The sequence below is a fragment of the Bacillus sp. SRB_8 genome, assembly GCF_003264205.1.
In the GTDB taxonomy this organism is placed as follows: domain Bacteria; phylum Bacillota; class Bacilli; order Bacillales; family Bacillaceae_G; genus Bacillus_A; species Bacillus_A mycoides.
Map to the genome: position 1 here is coordinate 1 of NZ_NADT01000038.1, position 20817 is coordinate 20817.

The 20817-nt window shown below is 35.5% G+C and carries 22 protein-coding genes; 5 read left to right on the forward strand and 17 right to left on the reverse strand.

What is annotated here, in order from left to right:
- Positions 1 to 57: 57 nt before the first annotated feature.
- From B5P40_RS25750 to B5P40_RS25785, 8 genes are all read right to left on the reverse strand, one after another.
- Complete coding sequence (locus B5P40_RS25750) at positions 58 to 981, reverse strand: HEAT repeat domain-containing protein (protein WP_113710137.1); 924 nt, start codon at positions 979 to 981, stop codon at positions 58 to 60.
- Positions 982 to 1088: 107 nt separating this feature from the next.
- Complete coding sequence (locus B5P40_RS25755) at positions 1089 to 2174, reverse strand: DUF871 domain-containing protein (RefSeq protein WP_002125417.1); 1086 nt, start codon at positions 2172 to 2174, stop codon at positions 1089 to 1091.
- Positions 2164 to 2442, reverse strand: a complete 279-nt coding sequence (locus B5P40_RS25760) for a hypothetical protein (protein ID WP_002087437.1) — start codon at positions 2440 to 2442, stop codon at positions 2164 to 2166. The genes B5P40_RS25755 and B5P40_RS25760 overlap by 11 nt, the downstream gene beginning before the upstream one ends.
- Positions 2418 to 3728: a PTS sugar transporter subunit IIC gene (locus B5P40_RS25765; protein WP_001013048.1), complete on the reverse strand. Its 1311-nt coding sequence runs from the start codon at positions 3726 to 3728 to the stop codon at positions 2418 to 2420. The genes B5P40_RS25760 and B5P40_RS25765 overlap by 25 nt, the downstream gene beginning before the upstream one ends.
- Positions 3729 to 3805: 77 nt before the next feature.
- A complete protein-coding gene (locus tag B5P40_RS25770; protein WP_002188397.1) occupies positions 3806 to 4111 on the reverse strand; it encodes a PTS sugar transporter subunit IIB in 306 nt (101 codons plus the stop codon).
- Position 4112: 1 nt separating this feature from the next.
- Positions 4113 to 4433 carry a PTS lactose/cellobiose transporter subunit IIA gene (locus tag B5P40_RS25775; RefSeq protein WP_002188396.1) on the reverse strand — a complete coding sequence of 107 codons (321 nt, stop codon included), beginning with the start codon at positions 4431 to 4433 and terminating at the stop codon, positions 4113 to 4115.
- Between the two features lie 110 nt (positions 4434 to 4543).
- Positions 4544 to 6484, reverse strand: a complete 1941-nt coding sequence (locus B5P40_RS25780; RefSeq protein ID WP_113710138.1) for a BglG family transcription antiterminator — start codon at positions 6482 to 6484, stop codon at positions 4544 to 4546.
- 78 nt (positions 6485 to 6562) lie between these two features.
- The gene (locus B5P40_RS25785; protein ID WP_002125409.1) at positions 6563 to 7651 is read right to left on the reverse strand and encodes a DUF871 domain-containing protein; all 1089 of its coding nucleotides are present in this window, start codon (positions 7649 to 7651) and stop codon (positions 6563 to 6565) included.
- A 472-nt stretch (positions 7652 to 8123) separates the two neighbouring features.
- Here B5P40_RS25785 and B5P40_RS25800 point away from each other — a divergent pair, with 472 nt between their 5' ends.
- From B5P40_RS25800 to B5P40_RS25810, 3 genes are all read left to right on the forward strand, one after another.
- Positions 8124 to 9326, forward strand: a complete 1203-nt coding sequence (locus B5P40_RS25800) for an MFS transporter (protein WP_002188394.1) — start codon at positions 8124 to 8126, stop codon at positions 9324 to 9326.
- A gap of 181 nt (positions 9327 to 9507) precedes the next feature.
- A complete protein-coding gene (locus B5P40_RS25805) occupies positions 9508 to 10497 on the forward strand; it encodes an NAD(P)-dependent alcohol dehydrogenase (protein ID WP_078176290.1) in 990 nt (329 codons plus the stop codon).
- A 511-nt stretch (positions 10498 to 11008) separates the two neighbouring features.
- Entirely contained in the window at positions 11009 to 12664 is a 1656-nt protein-coding gene (locus B5P40_RS25810; RefSeq protein WP_078176289.1) for a Na/Pi cotransporter family protein, read from the forward strand.
- 34 nt (positions 12665 to 12698) lie between these two features.
- Here the strand turns inward: B5P40_RS25810 and B5P40_RS25815 are convergent, their stop codons facing one another.
- Complete coding sequence (locus tag B5P40_RS25815; protein ID WP_113710140.1) at positions 12699 to 13697, reverse strand: YhdH/YhfP family quinone oxidoreductase; 999 nt, start codon at positions 13695 to 13697, stop codon at positions 12699 to 12701.
- Between the two features lie 314 nt (positions 13698 to 14011).
- Between B5P40_RS25815 and B5P40_RS25820 the strand changes: the two genes are divergently transcribed.
- Positions 14012 to 15214 (forward strand): LCP family protein, encoded by a 1203-nt coding sequence (locus B5P40_RS25820; protein WP_078176287.1) that lies wholly within the window; start codon positions 14012 to 14014, stop codon positions 15212 to 15214.
- A 148-nt stretch (positions 15215 to 15362) separates the two neighbouring features.
- The gene (locus B5P40_RS25825; protein WP_002029912.1) at positions 15363 to 15803 is read left to right on the forward strand and encodes a hypothetical protein; all 441 of its coding nucleotides are present in this window, start codon (positions 15363 to 15365) and stop codon (positions 15801 to 15803) included.
- Positions 15804 to 15836: 33 nt separating this feature from the next.
- Here B5P40_RS25825 and B5P40_RS25830 read toward each other — a convergent pair whose 3' ends face one another.
- From B5P40_RS25830 to B5P40_RS25865, 8 genes are all read right to left on the reverse strand, one after another.
- The gene (locus B5P40_RS25830; protein ID WP_002169110.1) at positions 15837 to 16610 is read right to left on the reverse strand and encodes a sulfite exporter TauE/SafE family protein; all 774 of its coding nucleotides are present in this window, start codon (positions 16608 to 16610) and stop codon (positions 15837 to 15839) included.
- 33 nt (positions 16611 to 16643) lie between these two features.
- Entirely contained in the window at positions 16644 to 17123 is a 480-nt protein-coding gene (locus tag B5P40_RS25835) for a DsrE/DsrF/DrsH-like family protein (protein WP_002125394.1), read from the reverse strand.
- A gap of 88 nt (positions 17124 to 17211) precedes the next feature.
- On the reverse strand, positions 17212 to 17571 hold the full coding sequence (locus B5P40_RS25840) for a rhodanese-like domain-containing protein (protein WP_113710141.1): 360 nt from the start codon (positions 17569 to 17571) through the stop codon (positions 17212 to 17214).
- A 38-nt stretch (positions 17572 to 17609) separates the two neighbouring features.
- Positions 17610 to 17840, reverse strand: a complete 231-nt coding sequence (locus tag B5P40_RS25845) for a sulfurtransferase TusA family protein (protein WP_002125390.1) — start codon at positions 17838 to 17840, stop codon at positions 17610 to 17612.
- 21 nt (positions 17841 to 17861) lie between these two features.
- Entirely contained in the window at positions 17862 to 18998 is a 1137-nt protein-coding gene (locus B5P40_RS25850; RefSeq protein WP_002188384.1) for an MBL fold metallo-hydrolase, read from the reverse strand.
- 38 nt (positions 18999 to 19036) lie between these two features.
- Complete coding sequence (locus B5P40_RS25855) at positions 19037 to 19597, reverse strand: sulfurtransferase TusA family protein (protein ID WP_016093284.1); 561 nt, start codon at positions 19595 to 19597, stop codon at positions 19037 to 19039.
- Between the two features lie 88 nt (positions 19598 to 19685).
- Positions 19686 to 19949, reverse strand: a complete 264-nt coding sequence (locus B5P40_RS25860) for a metal-sensitive transcriptional regulator (protein WP_000456201.1) — start codon at positions 19947 to 19949, stop codon at positions 19686 to 19688.
- A gap of 241 nt (positions 19950 to 20190) precedes the next feature.
- Positions 20191 to 20775 (reverse strand): DUF3238 domain-containing protein, encoded by a 585-nt coding sequence (locus B5P40_RS25865; RefSeq protein WP_070138774.1) that lies wholly within the window; start codon positions 20773 to 20775, stop codon positions 20191 to 20193.
- Positions 20776 to 20817 lie beyond the last annotated feature (42 nt).

The window sequence follows — 20817 nt, forward strand, 5'->3', positions numbered from 1 at the left end:
TACCTAAAGGGGATAATACCAGTCTCAACGTTGAGACTGACTCTTTTTTTATGATTCTTACATTCTTTCTTTCTCTTGAAAGTAACTAATATGATCCCGAAGCCATTTTCTCTCTGACATAAATAAGTTCCCTCGTTTTTTATATACTTTATCAAACGTCTTTAAAACCTCTTCTTGATCAGCAAACTTATGTAAGAAACGAAGAGCAATAACAATCTCTGATTCATCGGTAGGTACTACTTCATTTTTACGTCTTCTAGAAACAATCTTATTCACACGTTCACAAATTGGCTTAATCGCCCTTTCGTCTCCATATGCATAAAGAGCTCGAACAGCCTCGTATTTCACCATAATATTTCTATCCTTTAAAGCTTCAATATAAACTATTTGTAAGTCCGCTCCCCCTATTTTTGCTAACACTTCAATAACGGTTGAACGAACATAAGCACTATCGCAATGTAAAAGCTTTGTTAAAGGTAAGATTGATCGCTTTGTTCCAATCTCATATAAAGTGGCACATATATTTACAATATCATCTCGATTCTCTTCCACTGTAAGTAACTTCAATAAAGCATCTTCTGCTTCCAACGATTTACACAACTTTAAAGCGATGACAGCAGAATAACGAACTCCACTATTTATATGATATATGTAAGGAATAATTTTATGTGCATTGCTTGCTTCAGATAATTTACTTAAATCTATGAGCATGCTATCTAACACCATCCTGCTTTCTTCACTTTCTAACCGATCTATCAAATAATCTGCAATATACATCTCTTTAGTATTTATTGCAAGTCGTGTAATTAAAAAATAAAGATTTGTTTTTATATATACTTTTCGTGCTTCCATTACTTTCTCTTGGAAACAAGAAAAAAGCGATACATCATTTAACTGCCTCGCTTCTTCATACGCACATTGCCGAATACCTGCTTCTTCATCCGCCATCCGCCTTAATAAATCATCTATATACTCTTCCATCTCCTTCTCCCCCGTCCAAGTTAAATCTATCCCTTTGAATTCTATATACGATAGACTACTATTTCAACAGAAAAAAGAGGATGCTATAGCATCCTCTCTTACCTTCCCTATTCCACACAAGTAAACTGTGTCCAAGCTCCTACATAATCTAGTAAGAATAACTCTTCTTCTGCAATTGTACCGACAATATTTTTCCGTTCATCTATTGGCATTTCTTTCAGAATGATTTGTAGTTCACCTTTATACTTTCCAAATAGGTTATTACCAATTACAACTTGCCCTCTTTCCTGTCGTACACTTTCGCGCACTGGGAAGTCATAGTCTTTGTACTTTTTACGTACTTCTGTAGAACGTACCATATACTCTGTTATGTCACCTCGTCTTACGTGTAATTCTTGCAGTGTCGCTCTCTTCTCTACTTCAGTCGCTTCGTCTACAAATTGTACCTTTAGCTGTAACATGTAACGATTTAAGTTTCCTAGTTTCTCTAACTCTTCTTCATTCGCATAAGCATTTCCGATAATAACATCATCAATAAGCCCTGTTGCCCATAAATGTTTCGCTTGTACTTCAATTGGTAAGTTACGATGTTGTTCTAACGTACATAATCCATCATTAATATCCCATGGACCGATGTCAGCTGCATGCGATGTAATAAAGGCTGCACTGCGAATACCATGCTTTTTGAAGCGTTCACTACAGCGAATGAAATAATCATACGGAAGACCAGTGAATTTTTGCGGATAAAAATTGTGACAACCAATTAAAGCTGATTTATTCGCTTGATGCGAAAGGATATTTTCTAAATAGGCAATATCATTACTTACATTCAGCTCAATTTTTAAGCCATATGGATTATTCGTCATTTTCGCTTCTGTTAACCCGTCAAACCCTACATCTAAACGAATTCCATCTGCACCTAACTCTGCAAAGAATGATAGATCACTATAACTAATACCAAGTTGATCGAATACAGCCGGAGCTACATCTAAAATAACTTCCATATTATACTCTTTTGCATGCCCAATAATTTCTTTAAATTCAGCTACAATTTCCTCTTTTGGACGATTAACAGACAGTAAACAAGTGAATATTCTTGAAAAACCGTGGCGTGCCGCTGTCGAAATGTATGCCATATCTTGTTCTTTCGTTGAATGCTCTGGATAAAGTGAAATTCCTAATTTACGCTCCATGCTTTTGCATCTCCTTCACACGTTGTATTAATGCCATGCTCGTAAATCTATATTTTGCAGATAAACATGTTGCACATAAAATCGTTGGTACGATGATAAAGTACGGTGATTCTAAACTAAATGCCACATAAGCCCCCATTGAACATCCAATAAATAATATCGACACAAGTAGTAAAACTAATAGCGATTTACTTTGTACCCACTTTGAATAATGTGCAATACACTGCCCCGCCACGAATGTAATTAAGATGATAATTGCTCCGAGCATTCTGTTTTCTCCTCTCCTGCTAATTGTTGCTTCTCATACATTTTGAAGAATGGATAGTAAATAACGAATGAGATAACAAAGTTAACAAGTACAAGTACACCAGCCATAATTGTCCAGTCCGTACTAATAATCGCTGCAATTGGCGCTAACATCGTAAATGGCAGCTTCGCCATCATGAGCGGAATCATACCTGAAACAACTGCGAAATATGATACCGTCGTTGTAACTAACGGTGTAATAACGAACGGAATAATTAAGATTGGATTCATTACAATTGGTGCCCCGAAAATAATTGGCTCGTTAATATTGAATAAACCTGGTACGAATGATAATCTACCTAACTCTTTTAAGAACTTAGATTTAGAGAACATAAACATAATTACTAAAGCTAACGTTGAGCCTGATCCACCAATCCATACGAACCATTGAATAAATTGCTCTGTAAATAAGTTTGGTAACTGATGTGCATTTCCTGTAGCCGTGAATACTTCCATATTTTCAAGAATTGCTGAATCCCACATCGGACGGATGATTGGTCCTAAAATCGCTGGGCCATGTATACCGAACGACCAGAAGAACACGATTAAGAATACTGTTAATAAACCGCCGAATAAATTATTTCCTACTAATACTGATTTTAATGGTGCGATTAAATATGTGATTGTTGTGTTTACATCAAATTTCAAACCGTAACGAATACCCCAGAATAAAAGAATAACTACTAAAGTTGGAATTAATGCTGCAAACGAGTTTGCAACTGCTGGTGGTACACTATCTGGTAATTTAATCGAAATATTATGCTTAATCATAAAGTGATAAATTTCTACTGCAATTAATGCTGTCACAATAGCTCCAAATAAAGACGTAGCACTTAATGTCCCTACTGAAATATATCTTCCTGCATCAATAACACCTGGTACAGCTTTTGTTATTTGAATTGGTTCAACTGATGCTAGTAAAAAGGCGAGTACAGATAATAATCCTGCACTTAATTGATTGAGCTGATAAAAGTTCGCGAGTGAAGCCCCTACCCCAAACGCTGCATATAATGCCATTAATCCTACTGTAAATCGGAATGGAATATCTAAAATATGGCGAAACGGTGCAATCCACTCCATATATGCATCAATTGGTAAATTTAAAAAGATAACGAAAAATGATCCGACAATCGTTAACGGTAACGTAGAAATAACTCCGTTTCGAATTGCTAATAAATGTCGTTGCCCCGCAATCTTTTGCGTTGTCGGCATAATCTTCTGTTCCATAAAGCTCATAAAACCATTCATCGATAACCCTCCCTATGTTCAATGTGGCAAAACTTAAAAGTTATAACATTATAATGTTTATATTTAAAAAAATATAATTACGCTAAAATTAATTGTTCTGCTTGCTTAAGTACTTTCAAACCATCACACATGCCATAATCTCGTTGTTCTATAATTGCAACTGGTATATCGTATGATTTCGCAAGAAACTCTACCGCTGGAAACAAATACTTCACCTGTGGTCCAATTAAAACAACATCAGCATTTTTCATTTCCAGTTTCACAAGTTCTGAATCGACTGCTTTAATTTTATAATCCTTCCCTTGTTTCTTTGCCTCTTCTTGCATTTTTCTTACAACCATACTCGTTGACATACCTGCCGCGCAACATAATAAAATGTACATATTACACTGTCACTTTCTCTTCCACTCGTTTATGAAGAGTAATAAATTCTTCAGCAAGTTCTTTCACTGTAATGGCATTCATTAAATGATCTTGTGCATGCACTAATAATAAACTTATTTCTGCATGATTGCCTCTTGCTTCTTCTTGAATTAAATTCGTTTGAATACGATGAGCGGATGATATTTCCTCACTAGCAAGTGTCATCTTTTCACTCGCATTCTCAAAATCTCCTTGTCTTGCAAAAGCGATTGCTTCAAGTGCCGCGCTTCTCGCGTTGCCACCATGTAAAATTAACGCAAATGGAGTTTGCATATCAGTCATTTAAAATTCCCCCAAGTTATGTTTTTTCTATATTTTTATCTTATTATGAAAACGCATACAATTAAACATAAAAAACTTCCGTTGTGTAACGGAAGTTTTAATATACTTTTTCATAATGATAGTAAGATTTCTTGAAAATCATCAACAGCTTGAGCCTGATGCAATTTTTCTATTATAGTTTGACTAGACATAATATCATATAAAAAATCATAAAGCTTTTGTAAATCTTCATTATTATTGCGCTTCACACTAAATATAATAATAACTTGTACTTTTTTATCTCCCCAGTCAATCGCCTTATCGAGTGTACAAAACATCAAAAATGTCGTATCGCTTAATAATTGCATCGGATGTGGAATTGCCACTAAGTTTCCAACCGCTGTAGGAGATGTGTTCTCTCTCTCCATAACAGAAGCATAAAAGTTTGCGGGTACATAGTTTTTCTCAGCAGCTTTCTCACATAAAAACTGAATAACCTCCTCTTTCGTAGAAGCACTACGATTTAAGAAGATCAAATCTTCCTTAATATATTGCTGCATACTATCATTCACATGTGTAAATAACTGCTTACCAATTGATTTAATCTCTTTATCATCAAATATTGAGTTTACCTTTATAACCGGAACAGGCAAACCACTCGGTATATGAATCGTACTAATAATACAATCTATTTTATCTTTATAAAGATCTTCCACTTTCAATTGATAGTACCCTGTAATACCTACAATCTCTAGTTTATCTCGGAAATGTGATAGAATTTTATATTTCAGTAGTTGTGCACTCCCTTGACCAGTTGCACAAACTAATAAACATCTTTTCTTTTGATTATTTTCCTGCAAGCGGCTCATCGCCCCACCAAAGTGAATGGCAATATAACCAATCTCACTCTCTGGAATGGATTCACCCGTATATTCACCAATTATATCTCCAACGAGAACTGCAATTTCAAAGGCATATGGATAATTCTTTTTCACTTCTGCCAAAAGAGGATTTCTCGTATTTAACTTATATTTCAAACGATTTAATAACGTTTTTAAATGAACACCAAAACCAAATAATAATTCTTCATCGTAATAAAAAGTAAGATTCCGTTCTTCCGCTACTTTGAAAAGAATATGCTGCATGAATGCATATACGTCTTTCCCTAATAGCTCTTCCACATTTTCATAGCGATCTCTCGCTGTAACAGCAGTACTTAATAAATGCATCGTCACATATAAAATTTCTTCTTCTGGAAATTGAAGTTTTAGCTCTTCCCCTAAATTCCCTAAAATCTGTTTCGCAATTTTATATTCTTTCTTTATTATAAGTTCAGATTCCTCTACATGTAGTGCTTGAATGTAATGATCATTCCTGCATCTCTTTAAAGCAATCGCAATATGAATTGATAAATTATCAATTTCTATATCTGATAAATATATCGTTCCTCCCTCGATATACTTTAGTATAACTGAGCGGATGAGAGAAATATGGGGTAACGATAAATATGTGTCCGTCTGCTCATAGTTCTCATGAAACGGAGTATGGTCATAACGTGGCAAACCATATTGTGATAAACAAGAACGAATATTAAATTCTTCTCCTACAATACGTATACCATAATATGGTCTTTTTTCAATTTGTAACTCATAGCGACTACAAATATCCGTAACATCTTTCATAATTAAGTTTACAGTAGATTTACTCACATAAATCTCTTCCGCTAGCTGTGAAAGCTTCACATACCCATCTGTCGTTAAAATACGGTGTAAAATATAAGCTACTCTTTCTTCATAAGAAGTTGGAATCTTTTCTGTCTGTTTTTGAAATACATTTACGCAAAAATCTTCAAACTTCTTAGTTTGTATAATTTCTAGTTCGTACCCATTCCCTCTTTGTGATTCAATTTTCGCTCCGTGTTCTTCCAATATATCATTTAATAATTTTATATCCTTTTGAATCGTCTTCGTTGATACGTGTAAACGGCTCGCTAAAAAAGCTCGATTTAACATCGATTTCTCTTCTAAAAACTCCTCTAAAATGGAAATTAATCGCTGATGCACTTTTGTCATAGCTCTTCCTCTCGCTCTTTATATAAAAGGGAAAAAGCCACTGAAATTAGTAGTTTTTTCCCTTTTATCCCGCGTTCATTATTTCTTTAGCGTAAATCCAAACTTATCCCAAGCTTGTAAATAATCTAATAAGAAGATTTCTTCCTCTATAATTCGGCCAACTACATTTGTTTTTCCTGTATTCACCATATCTTTTAAAGCAATTTGCAATTCACCTTTATATTGGCCATATTGCTCATTATCAATTAAAAGATCGCCACGCTTAATTTCACGCGTATTATGCGGTTTAAACTCTTCTTTTTTATATTTCACACGACTTTGTGTAGAACGAATCATATATTCAGATACATCCCCGCGATAAAAATGAGGTTCTTCTAATACGATAATTCTTTCTAAATCTGTTGTTGTATCGTATAGTTCTATATCAAATGTTTGTTTCTCTTTATTTAACGCACCTAGTGCTTGTAATTCTTCTTCTGAAGCATAAGCATTCGCAATAATAACATCATCAATTAATTCTGTTGCAAACAAATGCTTCGCCTGTGTTGTCATCGGTAATTCGCGATGCTGCTCTAACGTACATAACCCTTCTGTTACTGGCCAAGGTCCATATGTTGCATCGAATGATGAAATAAAAGCAGCTGTTCTCATACCGTAATCTTTAAATTGTTTCGAGCATTTAATAAAATGATCGTATGATAATCCTGAATAACGATGCGGATAGAAATTATGACAGCCAATTAAATTTTCACGATTTGGTCTATGACTCATAATGTTATCTACATACTTCGTACCGTTACTCATATTAATCTCAATTTTTAAACCGTATGGATTGTACGTCATAATCGATTCTTCTAATCCTGAGAAACCAACATCTAAACGAATACCGTAAGCACCTAGTTCATGGAAAAATGATAAATCATTATAAGAAATACCTAGTTGCTCAAAAACAGACGGACTAATATCAACCAATACTTGGAACCCTAATGCATTCGCATGAGAAATTATTTCTTTAAACTCTTCTACAATCTTCTCTTTTTCGCCATCTACAGATAATAAACATGTGAATACACGTGTAAATCCGTATTTACTTGCTAATGTTACATACTCTTTATCTTTCTCTACTGTCGAATGTTCTGGATAAATAGAAATACCTAATCGTCTCATATGTACACGCCTCTTTCTTCATCATATTGTAAACCCTTTCAAATATATGTAGCGAAAAAGTATGTATCCCCTTCTCTTCCACTACAATTTGAATCCGCTTTCTTTAAAGAAAAAACAATTTCTATCATTCATAACAACTACTAGTCTATACATCTATACTTTACATCTTTTTTTCATAGTTGTGTAGTCTTTCCACAAATTTGTCAGTTTTTTTGCCTTGAAAATTGTTATACGTTTTCAAGGCACCTTCCTTGACTGTTACGTTGACCACTACATATACTCGAAAGAACAGAGATAAAGTGAAACTTTTATCAGTGGGGGTATTGTTCATCCCCCACTGATTATTAGTTGAACCAATCGGGCGTTTACGGACAGCAGGGCTCCCACCTAACTTCTTTGCTCCAACCAAAGTTTGAGGTGAGAGTCTTACTGCCCGTTAACGCGGGAAAACTTTTATATAGGGGATGAATATATGGGAGAGGCAGTACTCGTAAAACGAGAACCGTTATGGACAAAAGAGTTTATTGCGCTAATTCTAGCAAACTTATGTATGTTTTTAGGATTTCAAATGTTAATTCCAACTTTACCTGTTTATGTGAAAGAAATTGGGGGCACAAGTTCAAATATCGGATTCGTTGTCGGCATGTTTACCGTTGCAGCACTTTTTATTAGGCCGCTAACTGGAAATGCCTTGCAGAAATTCAACAAAAAAATCATTTTAATGATCGGTACCGCTATTTGTTTACTCGCTATGGGCAGTTATCTTTTCGCTTCAACCGTTTTCCTATTGCTTGCCGTTCGAATTTTACACGGAGCTGGTTTTGGTATTACAACGACTACATACGGAACTGTCGTTTCAGATTTAATTCCGCAAGCTCGCCGCGGTGAAGGCATGGGATATTTCGGTCTTTCTGGAACTATCGCCATGGCGCTCGGTCCGCTTATCGGACTTTGGCTTATGCAAGCATATGACTTCACGATTCTTTTTTTATGTGCACTTTCATGCACAATAGTTTCATTAATATTAACGAAACTACTTCAAATCAAAAAATCGCCGCAACCACCACAGCAAACATCTGGTACCTTTCTCGATGGATTTATTGAGCGTAAAGCTTTACTTCCTTCATTATTAATATTATGTATTACATTAATGTACGGGGGAATTGGGAGCTTTATCACATTATTTGCTACGGAAGTCGGGATTGCTGATATCAGTCTCTTCTTTTTATTTAACGCACTTGCAATCGCTGTAACTCGCCCGTTTTCTGGAAGATTATATGATACGAAAGGCCATACATTCGTCATCATTCCAGGAGTTATTATTACGTTTACAGGTATTATCTTGCTGTCGTATACAACTACAATTCCGAGTTTAATTATTGCCGCAGCGTGCTACGGCAGTGGTTTCGGAGCAATTCAACCGGCACTACAAGCATGGATGATTGACCGAGTAGCACCGCACCGGAGAGGAGTAGCAACAGCAACATTCTTCTCAGCATTTGATCTTGGAATTGGTGCTGGAGCGATTATTTTTGGATTCATTGCACACTTTACCAACTATGCAACTGTATATCGATATTCCTCTCTATTACTTATCGCTTTTCTTTTCATTTACATCACAAGCTTACGGAAGCAAAAACAGGGGGATAAAACAAAAGAAAAAGCCGTTGGGTAATGCTAATTGGTTCTTTTTCGAAGTACTTGGACCAAAAAATCATGTATACACATTTGTAAAAAGCAGTGGATTCCTAAAAAAATCACACTGCTTTTTGCATTGTATTGAAGAGTGAACCGCTGTTCTATTTATTCATGTTGTTCGTATGATATTAATATAGAACGAATTGGAGGAAATATTAATGAAAGCAATAGTGTACACAAAATACGGTCTCCCCGACGTTCTTCAACTGAAAGAGATAGAAAAACCTGCTCCTAAGGACAATGAAATACTAGTAAAAATAAAAGCGACAACCGTAACAGCAGGAGATATTCGCTCACGAAGTTTTACGGTTCCCTCTTCTGTTTGGCTACCCGCTCGAATCGCACTTGGCTTTAAGCAACCGAAAAAACAAATACTCGGAATGGAATTGGCTGGTGAAGTTGAATCGGTAGGAAAAGACGTCACACGATTTAAAAAAGGAGACCAAGTTTTTGCAGCTACCCAAGTAAAATTTGGTTCTTATGCTGAGTATATTTGTCTACCTGAAGGTGGAGCAGTGTGCATGAAGCCCTCCAATATATCCTATGAAGAAGCCGCAGCCATCCCAATTGGAGCACGTACAGCTTTGTTTTTCCTTAGGAAAGCTAACGTTCAAAGCGGTCAAAACATTCTTATTTACGGAGCTTCTGGAAGTGTCGGAAGTTATGCAGTACAAATTTCCAAGTATTTCGGCGCAACAGTTACAGGTGTGTGCAGTAGCTCCAATTTAGAATTGGTCAAATCTCTAGGAGCTGACGAAGTAATTGATTACACCACAAAAAATTTTTCTACTACAGACAAAACTTATGATGTTATCTTTGAAGCGGTAAACAGGAGCTCCTTTTCAGAGTGTATTAAAATGTTAAAGGAAGATGGTACCTATATAAATATCGTTGAACCGTTACCAAGTGCTCAAATGCTCTGGACTAAATTGACAAGTCGCGTGAAACTCATATTAAGTCAAAACGCACCTGAAACTTCCGAAGCATTAAATTTCCTTAAAGAACTTGTTGAGAACGGTAAAATAAAAGTGGTCATTGATAGGCAATACACTTTTGAGGAAATTATTGAAGCTCACATATATGTTGAAAAAGGACATAAGAAGGGCAATGTCGTCATAACTATGGAGCATAATGACGATTCTAAATAAAGAAAAAACACTTTGCATAATTGTTAAAATGCAAAGCACCGAAAGTTTTTAACATAAAAAAGCAGAGCAAATTCATATGCGAATTGCTCTTTTTTTATTGTTGCGAGCATCTCAAAAGAAAACAGTTTAAAATAATTTAATCGTTTTTTACTTTCATTAAATAAATCCGTTTCAAACCTCCCCCGTTTCCCTACATATTTTTCTAACTTTAATCAAAAAATATGCAAAGAACCATCATCATAACAAAATAAAATTCCAATCCGCATACCCAGTTGGGTAGTTTCCCTTCACCTATTTTTACTATCAATAAATAGTGTGACAAATGTGACTTCTTTACAAACCGATTAGATATATCATCTAAAAAACCAATTAAATCCAGGTGTTTCTTTAAAGGTTTGTAAACTTTTTATCACTTTGTAAATTTAGTGTAAATTTTACTGATAAACCGTTTACAGTGCCTCAAGGTTTAGTTAATAATTACATCGTACATGAAATTTAAGGAGTGGAATGCGTGGAATACAATATTCAAGATATGATCTTCCAGTTCATTGGTGGATTAGGTATTTTCTTATTCGGGATTAAATACATGGGCGATGGACTGCAACAAGCAGCTGGAGATCGTCTTCGCGATATTCTAGATCGTTTTACAACAAACCCTCTTATGGGTGTACTAGCAGGTATGTTAGTTACAGTATTAATTCAATCAAGTTCAGGAACAACCGCTTTAACAGTCGGACTTGTAAGTGCCGGATTTATGACATTAAGACAAGCAATTGGTGTTATTATGGGTGCGAACATCGGTACGACAGTTACTGCATTTATTATCGGGATTAAAATCGGAGAATACGCTCTCCCAATTATGGCAGTTGGAGCAATCTTACTATTCTTCTTTAAAAATAAAAAAGTACATTCTGTAGGTCAAGTTGTATTCGGTTTTGGTATGTTATTCTTCGGTTTAGAATTAATGAGCGCAGGTATGAAACCTCTTCGTTCTTTAGAGTCATTCCAAGAGTTAATGGTTAGCATGAGTGATAATCCAATTTTAGGAATTGTTGTTGGTACAGTCTTCACTTTAATTGTACAAAGTTCAAGTGCGACAATCGGTATTTTGCAAGAACTATTCGGTCAAGGTGCAATCGATTTACAAGCTGCTCTTCCTGTATTGTTCGGTGATAACATCGGTACGACAATTACAGCCGTATTAGCAGCAATCGGTACTTCAATTGCAGCAAGACGTGCAGCATTAGTTCACGTTATCTTTAATATTATCGGTACCATTATCTTTACGATTATATTAATACCATTTACAAGTTTAATTCAATATTTCCAAACGTCATTAAACTTAAATCCAGAAATGACAATTGCATTTGCACACGGGACGTTTAACGTAACGAATACAATCATTCAGTTCCCATTCATTGCAGTATTAGCCTGGATTGTAACAAAAATTATTCGTGGTGAAGATGCATCTATTAACTTCAAACCGCAACATTTAAATCCAATCTTTATTGAGCAATCTCCAGCTATCGCTTTAACAGAAGCTCAAAAAGAAATCATTCGTATGGCTGAGTTTTCATTACATGGATTAAAAGAAGCAAACCAATTTTTAAATACACAAGATAAAAAACATGCTGACATGGCTACTCAATTAGAAGGAGCTATTAACAATTTAGATAAAAAAATTATTGAGTATTTAGTTTTACTATCAGAAAAACCACTTTCACCAACAGACTCTGAGAAACATTCTGTTCTAGCAGGTGTTGTTGGTGATATTGAACGTGTCGGTGATCATGTAGAAAACCTTGTAGAACTTGTAGATTTCCAAATTTCAAACCGCGTTTCACTATCAGACGACGCACTAGCTGAATTAAATGAAATGCTTGAATTAACAATTTCAACATTACAAGATGCAATCAATGCTTTAACAAACTTTGACACTGAACTAGCTCAAACTGTTATTGCAAAAGAACGTAAAATTGACCAAATGGAACGTGTTTTACGTAAACGCCATGTGTTACGTCTGAACGAACGTAGCTGTTCAGGTGATGCAAGCATCATCTACGTTGATATGGTAAGTAACTTAGAGCGTATCGGTGATCACGCTGTAAATATCGCTGATGGTGTTTTAGGTGAACAAGGAAAAGTAAATTTAAAACAATCATTATAATAGGAAAGAGACGCTAATTTAAGCGTCTCTTTTTTCATTTCATCTTTACAACCGTTCTTCCTTTTAACTTTCCTTGCAGTATAAGTGTAAACTTCTCATCTAATTCTTTTAATGTACATTCTTCTGTATAAGATAATAGCTCTGAATTTTTCCACTCACCTGCTAGCAATGCCCACACGTCTCTTCTCACATCTACTGGACATTGAACTGAATCTATTCCTAAAAGGCTAATCCCTCGTAATATGAATGGGTATACAGTTGTATTTAATTCATGCCCTGCTACGTTACCACACGTTGTTACACAGCCTCCATACTTAACTACCTTTAAAGAACTTTCTAACATGCTTCCGCCTACGGTATCGACAACCCCAGCGTATATTCCTTTAAGCATCGGTCTTCCTGATTCATCACTCAACTCCGCGCGATGAATCATCTTTTTTGCACCTAAACGTAGCAGCATCTGTTCCTCTTCCATTTTCCCTGTTGCCCCTACTACGCTATATCCTAGCTTTCCTAAAATACTAACTGCTACACTGCCTACTCCGCCCGTAGCACCCGTTACTAAAACATCTCCCATACTAGGCGTAATTCCCGCTCTAATAAGCTTATATACCGATAGGGCAGCTGTAAAACCTGCTGTCCCGTACATCATACTTTCCTTCAAAGTCATTTCTTTTGGTAAAGGAACAACCCAAGATGATGGCACGCGAATATATTCCCCGAAACCACCAGAAGTATTCATACCTAAATCATATCCAGTTACAATAACTTGATCGCCTTCCTGAAAGGCGTTATTTTCACTATTAACTACCTCTCCTGCTGCATCGATACCTGGTGTATGAGGATATGTTCTCGTTACACCTTTATTACCAGTAGCTGAAAGGGCATCTTTATAATTTAATGAAGAATAATAAACACGTATTAATACGTCTCCTTCAGGTAAACTATTAATTTCTCTCTCAACAAGATTTCTTTCAAATTGATTATTTTCTTTTTCGTTCACGACAATTGCTCGGAATGATGTATGATTCATTATGCTCTCTCCTTCATCCGTAAAATCTTTCTTTATTATATAAGAAGTATATATACAGCTAATCACATCTTCTTGGCTATATTTCAACAAATCTTACTTCTCTATCACTTTCTCACATTACATATTTTCATTTCTACTAAAACAACTTATACTTATTCTACATCTCAAAAATAAAATATAGAAAATCTGACTTTTTATAAATAAATTGAATTTTTACGAAATGTAAATGATTTGTAATGTTTTTTTTCGCTAAATTTCATTATAATAAGTGGATATGAGTGTCGTATTTCAATTCAAATGAAGGAGTACAAGAAATGGAGCAAAACCCATCTTTGCAAGAAAATACACGCAATAAACCGAAAAAAAGTAAGAAAAAAACAAAAATTATTATAAGCGTCATTCTATTCTTTTTAATAGTAGGTGGCGGTTATACATGGTTTTTAGTAAATAAAGCATCTTCTGCTGTTCGAAATGCCGCTCACGATTTAGCGCGCGGTGATAAATCTGATTTACGTGATAAAGCTGTAAAACCTATTACAAATAACGTCTCTGTCTTAATAATGGGTGTTGATGAAAGCGATGTCCGTGGGAAAGAATATGGTGAAGCTATAAGAACGGATGCACTATTACTTGCAACGTTTAATAAAGATAGCAAAACTGTAAAACTATTAAGTATTCCACGAGACACATATACTTATATTCCAGTAGAAAAGAAAAAAGATAAAATTACACACGCTCATGCATTTGGTTCTACTAAAAACGGAAAAGATGGTGGACCACAAGCTAGTATTGATGCAGTTGAAAAATTAATGAATGTTCCCGTCGATTACTTTGTAAAATTCAACTTTAAATCATTCATGAAAATCGTTGATGATTTAGGCGGCATTGAAGTTGACGTACCAGTTGAATTTACTGAACAAGATAGTAATGATAACGCCGATGCAATTCACCTGAAAAAAGGTGTTCAAAAGTTAAATAGTGAAGAAGCTCTTGCTCTTGCTAGAACACGACACGTTGATAGTGATGCGATGCGTGGACAACGTCAGCAACTCGTTATTGAAGCAATTTTAAAGAAACTAACAAGCGTTGGATCCGTAACAAAAGTTGGTAACATCATTGATGATATTAACGGACAATTCGTTACAAACTTAACATTCGATGATATGCTTTCATTCTATAAATATGGAGCAGATTCTTCAATTGAGAAATTACAAATTGAAGGTGAAGATTGTTACATGGCAAAAGGTGATGATACATGTAGTAAGTCAGCTGGTGGTGGTCGAACTTACTACTACAATCCAGATAAAAAAGAATTAGCTAATGTTACAAACGAACTTCGTAGTCACCTTGGACTACCTGCCTATACAAAATCTGATTCTGATTCGAAAAAAACAAGCTCAGAGAAAACAAAAGAATCTACGTCTGAAAATACGAGTGAACGCCAATCAAGTAACGATGAAACTCAAAATAAGAATAACAGTGAAGATACAGAAACATCGTCTAATGACAATGAATAAAGTGAAGCAGTGCTCTATGGAGGTAGAGCATTGCTTCTTTTTAATGCTTTCAAAACAAAAAATCAGAACTTTCCAACTATCTTTTTTAATATTTTTAAATTATAATAAATAATAGTAATCTATTCCAATTATCAGGGGGCCCACGCATATGAAAGCTGCAGTAAAACATAACATTTCAGATTTTAAAGAGTACTTAAAATCAAACGATATATACATGGAAGAAAATATAGATGAAAATGATGGTTCGGTACATTTTTCAGTAGGATTAGAAACAGAAGCTGGCGCAAAAATTCAACTTATCGCTGCTTTCCAAAGCGAACATCCTGCTGTGGATATATACTGCTTCAATGTTGCTCTTGTACCTGATTCAACATCAACAAATGATATTTTACATGTCATCAATGAATTAAACACATCTTATCGATTTGCAAAATTCACGCTAAACAAACAAAATGCAATTGATATTTCAACATCTCTTGCATTCTCAGAACCAAACTTTAATCCCGCACTTGTCTTTGAACATACGAGAATGCTATATAAACTGGCAAACGATGAATATAAGAACTTAATGAAAGTTATTTGGGCGTAAATAAAAAGATGGTGCTACAAGAGCACCATCTTTTTATTTCGATATCATATCAACCCACATCTTTATCGCGGTTCCTACAATTAAAGTAGACAATACGTATTGCAAAACTTTTTGATTCACTCTCTTCCCTACTCTCACTCCAAGAGGAGCGGCAAATAAACTTGCTATCGCAACGATAAGAGCCGGAATAACAACTATTTGTCCAGTAATCACTTTCCCAGTAGTAATTCCTATCGAGGAAATAAAAGTAATAGCGATAGATGTTGCTATTGTTGTACGTATCGGTAGTTTTAAAACAACTAGCATAATCGGTACTAAAAGAAATGCACCACCAGCCCCAATAATGCCGGAAACACTTCCTACAATAAACGCTAGCAAACTAGCGAGCCACTTATTGTACGTAATTCCTTCTGTCCCCTTACGATTGCTTCGCTTCGGTATAAACATCATAATAGACGCAATAGTAGCTAGTAATGTGTAAACAACGTTTACAGCATGCTCATTTAATAGATTCGCACTAAAGCTACCTACAAAGCTTCCTATTAATATACTAGCTCCCATATACACAACTAAAGTTTTATCCATATCGTTACTTTTCCTATACGCCCACGCGCCTGCAAAAGTTGCAAAGAATACTTGAATCGCTGTAATACCACTCACTTCATGTGATGTATATCCAGCAAATCCTAGCAATACTGGAATGTATAAGATCATCGGATAATTAATAATTGCACCGCCAATCCCAACCATTCCTGAAATAAATGACCCTATAAAACCAATAATAAAAAGTAGTACTGTTAAACTCATATTGTATCCCCTGCCTTCTAAAAAGAAGGTGATTTAAATAAATAAATTCACATTCCCATCCGAAGCATCTGCTAAATATGCACCTACTCCTGCAAACTCTACCCCTTCCATAATCTCTTCCTCTTTTAACCCTAATAAATCTACTGTCATTTGACAAGCTACAAGTTTAACTCCCTGTTCTTTCGCCAAATCAATTAAATCTGGTAAAGGCATCGCATTATGTTTTTTCATAATACCTTTAATCATCTTTGGTCCCATACCGGCAAAATTCATTTTTGATAATCCCATCTTATCCGCACCACGCGGCATCATTTTTCCAAATACTTTTTCTATGAACGTTTTCTTTACTTTCACATGCTCCTCTTTCCTAAGGGCATTTAAACCCCAGAAAGTATGAAAAATAGTCACCTCATGATCGTACGCCGCTGCACCATTTGCAATAATATAAGCAGCCATCGCTTTATCATAATCTCCGCTAAATAAAACAATTGTTGTTTTCTTCTGTTGTTCCATGTTGTTCTCCTCCTAATTACCTATGGGGGTATTTAAAAAATTGTGAAATGGCTCAAATTATCTAGCTACACCCGATACTAATTTCCCCTTACAAAGCGTTCATACCGCCTGAAACATTTATAATGCGCTGAAACCCTAATTTTTTTAACCCTTTTGCTGCTTGCTTACTTCTCATCCCGCTCTGACAAATAACAATCACTTCCTTATTTTTATCTAATTGATTTGCTCTACTAGCTAACTCATTTAGTGGGATATTCTGAAATCCCTTCATATGATTTCCTCTATATTCACCTACTGTACGAACATCGACAAATTGTTTTCCCTGTTTTCCCACTATACTCTTTAATTCTTTTCCATTTATATTTTGAACACCTTTCACCGGTAAAAAACGCGAAATAACAAACCATGCAGCAAGTACAATGAAAAGCGTACTTAATATTGTATTCATATAACCAACCTCTCCGCCTTTACAAAACTAGTTCTTCACTACGCCTTCTTAATCCAAAACTTCAGTACATCGTCCTCTATATTATGCTTTACTATTTCATGACCGCCTGTTTTTGACCATGCTGGAATATCTTTTACTGATCCTTTATCTGTTACATGTACTTCTAACACTTCTCCAGTTTGTAAAGCATCCATCGCTCTCTTCGTTCTTACAATCGGCATTGGACATGCTAAACCTTTCGCATCTAATACTTGTTTTACATTCATCATCTATTCCTCCAGTTTGTTATTTTATAATGAATCATGAACTGCACAACGATTTGGGCCAATCTCCATTTCACGCTCTTCTTCCACACTCGGATAAATCTTACCCATATTCGTTTGACGAATTTCTTCATAAGCATTCGGCTGAGACGGTAAGTTCTCTGTCACATTTTTACGAAACTCTCCCTCATCAACAATATTTAACCCTACATTCTCCTTAAATAAATCTTGTAAATGCGCACTCACAATGCCTCTGTCGTCCATTTCACTTATTTTTGAATAATGAGCCGGTAAAACAATTAAATCTTGAGACAGTTCCTTATAAAGTTTATATAACGTATTTCGTAAATCACTCACCCAATCTTCAGCCTTCCCAGCAAGATCTGGACGGCCAATTGAATCTACAAATAAAATATCACCTGATAATAAATAGGAATCATCTACAATAAATGATGTACTTCCAATCGTATGCCCCGGTGAGTATAATGCGTCAATTTCAATTTTGGTACCCCCCACCGTAATAACAGATCCTTCAACAAGCGGTTTATATGAGAAAACGACTTCCTCCGCATCTTTTGGAGGTAACCAATACGTACCACCTACTTTTTCAGCTAACCTACGTCCTCCAGAAATATGGTCTGCATGTAAATGTGTATCCATGACATTCGTAATAGTAACACCATGCTCTTCCGCAAAATCTTCATATGCTTCAACCGTTCTGACTGCATCAATAACTGCTGCTTCACCGTTTGAGACGATCATATAAGATAAACAGCCTTTTCCAAGACGGTTAAATTGATATACACTTCCTCCGCCCTGTACATCTCCTACTTTTAACGGCTTTACATATTCACTCCAAGCTTTCATACCACCAGCTAAATAATAAACATCATTGAATCCGGCATGTAACAATTGCTCTGCGACAAACTGCGAAGAACCTTCTTTCGCACATACGACTAAAATTTCTTTCTCCCTCGGCAATTCATCTACAATATGATCTACACCATCTAATAAGTCAAAATACGGTTTATTTATAGAAGAAACTTGTTTCCCTTCAATTTTCCAATCTTCATAGTCCGTTTCATTACGAACATCTAAAATAAACAATTCTCCGAATAAAACTTTCTCTACGACATCTTTTGCTTGTAACAGTTTAACACTCATTCAATTACCCCCTGAGGTATATTTATATTTAAAAAATTTTATTTTTCTATATTTCCTTGCCACTCTAACATACCTGGAATGACATTTTTCACATTTGAAAAACCTCTCTCTTTCAACACTTGGCAAGCTACATCACTACGGTTACCAGTTCGGCAAACAACATAAATTGGTTTCGCACTGTCTAACATAGCACTATCTATTTCACCTAATGGAACCGAAATGGCAGATGGAATATGACCAAAGACGAATTCCGCTTCTTCACGAACATCTAATACAGTGCACTCTTCACCACTTAATAATATATTTTGCAATTCCCCATTCGTAATTGTATGAGTATACTTCACAACTTCATTTACTTCATGTTCATGGGATTTTCGTACATAATGCTTTAATATATCTCCCTCTTGTTTCGTTCCAATATATTGATGCCCTACTTTATTTGACCAACTTTGTATATCTAACGTCGATCCTTTATCCGTCGCCTCTATTTCAATAACTTGTCCTGATGCCAATCCTTCCATCGCCTTTTTTGTCTTCACAATTGGCATCGGACAAGCCAAGCCTTTACAGTCTAAATTCATATCAACTTTTATACTCATAATCATTTCCTCCCTAATCAGCATACTTATACCTGTAGGGGTATATTAAAATGTTTTTGAAAATCTGTCAACACATATGTTTGACAGATTATCGGCTTTTTACAAGTAATTGAACAGCTTCTTTAATTAACTCTTCATTTGAACCATTACCTGTTTCAAACTGCTCGCGCAAACATTGCTCTAAATTTGTTCCAACAACGAGTCCAATTGTACGATCAAGTGCAGAACGGGATGCAGTTAACTGTGTAATAACATCTCGGCAATCTTTTCCCTCTTCCATCATGCGAAGCACACCACGAACTTGACCTTCAATACGTTTCAATCTATTTTTCATATCTTGATTATATTCCACTGTAGACCACCTCCGTAATTATACCTATATTATACATTACTTTGTAACTTTGTATAACATCATATACCCTTAAGGGTATATTGTAAAGTGGTTTATTTTTTTGAAATCTCCTAGAGTATAGTAAAAATGCAAAAGCCACTGATTTCATTGGCTTTTGCATTTCTCAACTACACTGCTTGGTAGTCCAACTAATTCATTTCATTTACGAATCAAGGAATCAACCGTTTTATTATCCTACTTCTTATAATCTCTTTGTAAAACTATAATCCATTTCTCCACCTAACGCTTCAGGTGTATCACCAGTTTCTCTAAAATCATGTGTATAAATTTGTTCAAATGAACCGAAATCTACTTGCTTATAAAATTCGAAACAAGGGAATCCATCATGTTCTCCTTGAATATCGATACTACCATCCTTGTTCACACATACAGTTAATAAATAGTCTACAGGAGGGGCATACACATTTAACGGATTACTAGCGCTTGCACTCATTTTGAATTGCACACCATCAGAATTCCATGAAATATCCGTACACACAATATTTTCAGTACTCGCTTTTCCTGTTCTTTTATTCACAGAACCATCTGGATTTGTGACCTTCTCTGTCGTAATACCCGTGTTTGCATATGAAAACACTTCTTCTTTATAAAAGTCCACTACTACCTCTTGCTCAACTCTAGAGCGCATAGTATTTACCGCATGTGGTGTAAACTCACGTGAATCACCTTCGAATTGGATTACTTTCCCTGTTTGTACATCCTTCCGCGGTTCTGTCCAAGACATTGGAATAAATACACTGGCTCTAATTTTAACTATATTCGTCATAAGAAACACCCCTATAATTCTAATTTTATATACTGCATAACT